The organism is Streptomyces sp. NPDC026062, assembly GCF_055568375.1.
In genome coordinates, this window is record NZ_JBVHOQ010000131.1 from 1 (window position 1) to 1417 (window position 1417).

General features: G+C 55.6%; 1 rRNA gene. It reads left to right on the forward strand.

Annotated features, from left to right (window positions below):
* A 23S ribosomal RNA gene (locus ACZ4LX_RS38140) occupies window positions 1-1395 on the forward strand; the annotation flags it as partial.
* Window positions 1396-1417 lie beyond the last annotated feature (22 nt).

Consider the following 1417-nt stretch of genomic DNA (forward strand, 5'->3'; position numbering starts at 1 on the left):
AGGCTGAGACCTGATGCCGAGCCGATTGTGGTGAAGTGGATGATCCTATGCTGTCGAGAAAAGCCTCTAGCGAGTTTCATGGCGGCCCGTACCCTAAACCGACTCAGGTGGTCAGGTAGAGAATACCGAGGCGTTCGGGTGAACTATGGTTAAGGAACTCGGCAAAATGCCCCCGTAACTTCGGGAGAAGGGGGGCCATCACTGGTGATTGGATTTGCTCCATGAGCTGGGGGTGGCCGCAGAGACCAGCGAGAAGCGACTGTTTACTAAAAACACAGGTCCGTGCGAAGCCGTAAGGCGATGTATACGGACTGACGCCTGCCCGGTGCTGGAACGTTAAGGGGACCGGTTAGCTGACTTTCGGGTCGGCGAAGCTGAGAACTTAAGCGCCAGTAAACGGCGGTGGTAACTATAACCATCCTAAGGTAGCGAAATTCCTTGTCGGGTAAGTTCCGACCTGCACGAATGGCGTAACGACTTCTCGACTGTCTCAACCATAGGCCCGGTGAAATTGCACTACGAGTAAAGATGCTCGTTTCGCGCAGCAGGACGGAAAGACCCCGGGACCTTTACTATAGTTTGATATTGGTGTTCGGTTCGGCTTGTGTAGGATAGGTGGGAGACTTTGAAGCGGCCACGCCAGTGGTTGTGGAGTCGTCGTTGAAATACCACTCTGGTCGTGCTGGATGTCTAACCTGGGTCCGTGATCCGGATCAGGGACAGTGTCTGATGGGTAGTTTAACTGGGGCGGTTGCCTCCTAAAGAGTAACGGAGGCGCCCAAAGGTTCCCTCAGCCTGGTTGGCAATCAGGTGTTGAGTGTAAGTGCACAAGGGAGCTTGACTGTGAGACCGACGGGTCGAGCAGGGACGAAAGTCGGGACTAGTGATCCGGCAGTGGCTTGTGGAAGCGCTGTCGCTCAACGGATAAAAGGTACCCCGGGGATAACAGGCTGATCTTCCCCAAGAGTCCATATCGACGGGATGGTTTGGCACCTCGATGTCGGCTCGTCGCATCCTGGGGCTGGAGTCGGTCCCAAGGGTTGGGCTGTTCGCCCATTAAAGCGGTACGCGAGCTGGGTTTAGAACGTCGTGAGACAGTTCGGTCCCTATCCGCTGTGCGCGTAGGAATATTGAGAAGGGCTGTCCCTAGTACGAGAGGACCGGGACGGACGAACCTCTGGTGTGCCAGTTGTCCTGCCAAGGGCATGGCTGGTTGGCTACGTTCGGAAAGGATAACCGCTGAAAGCATCTAAGCGGGAAGCCTGCTTCGAGATGAGTATTCCCACCCTCTTGAAGGGTTAAGGCTCCCAGTAGACGACTGGGTTGATAGGCCAGATGTGGAAGCCCGGTAACGGGTGGAGCTGACTGGTACTAATAGGCCGAGGGCTTGTCCTCAGTTGCTCGCGTCCACTGTGTT